This window comes from Streptomyces chryseus (assembly GCF_014650755.1).
Classification (GTDB): Bacteria; Actinomycetota; Actinomycetes; order Streptomycetales; family Streptomycetaceae; genus Streptomyces; species Streptomyces chryseus.
The window spans coordinates 1-999 of record NZ_BMVO01000079.1; the positions used below are offsets into that span (position 1 = coordinate 1).

General features: G+C 68.1%; 1 protein-coding gene. It reads right to left on the reverse strand.

The window, feature by feature from the left end; all coding sequences use genetic code 11:
• The coding region (locus IE185_RS32840; RefSeq protein ID WP_229843866.1) for an IS630 family transposase at positions 1-999 on the reverse strand (999 nt) is incomplete at both ends.

A 999-nucleotide genomic window follows, 5' to 3' on the forward strand; every position in this document is an offset into this window, starting at 1 on the left:
GGCCCCAGCGTTGCTGGCGTTCGCTGCGGACCTTGGCGCGTTCGCGGCGCTGGGCGGCCAGGACGTCGGGGTGGCGGGCGTTGGCGTTGCGCCACCGTAGGTAGTCCTGGAGTCTGCGGGCGAGCACGGTGTGGTTGGGATGGTTCGAGGCGCCCAGGACGAAGTTCCGCAGGGGCCCGAACTGGGCCTCGATCGGGTTGGCCCATGACGCGCTGGTCGGCGTCAGGCACAGCTCGACCTTGTTCTTCTTCGCCCAGGTCCGCACTGCCGGGGTCTTGTTCGCCGAGAGGTTGTCCATGATTACGTAGATGGGGGCGCCGTCGGGTCGGGCAGCCCGGATCGACTTCAGCGCCGAGAGGCTGTGGTCGCCGCCCTTGCGGCGCCGGGTCACGCCCCACAGCTGGTCATCGCCCATCGAGTAGCAGCCGTGGAAGTAGCGGATGCCGTGGGTGCGGTGGTAGGTGGCCGGCAGCCGGTCCGGTTTGCTCTCTTCGGCCCAGCTGGAGCCGTGGCAGGGCCGGATCGACAGCGGGCCGAACTGGTCGAAAGCGAAGCACCGGTCCGGGAAATGGCTGGTCACGTGCTCGATACGGTCGAGTTTGGCGTCCTTGTCGGGATCTTTGGACTCCTTCCAGGTGCGGGTTCGCTGGAAGGAGATCCCGTGCTCGCGCAGGATCTGCCGGAGCCGTTCCCGGCCGATCTTCACCGTCCGGATCCGGTTGCGGGCCAGGTAGTCGCTGAGCTTGCGAAGACTCCAGTGCGTGAACGGGCGTCCCAGCGTCACTGGGCGGGTCTTGGCCGTCGCGATGATGAACTCGCGTTCGTCATCGCCGATCAGGCGGGGACGGCCTCCCGCCCACTGAGGGTCCAGCGCGGCCAGGCCCTTCTCGTTGAACGTATGGATGACGTCCCGGACGGTGTCCTCGTGCGCGGCGACCAGCCGGGCGATCGCCGTTACCGGGGTGCCCGACGCCGACGCCATGATGATCAGTGCACGAC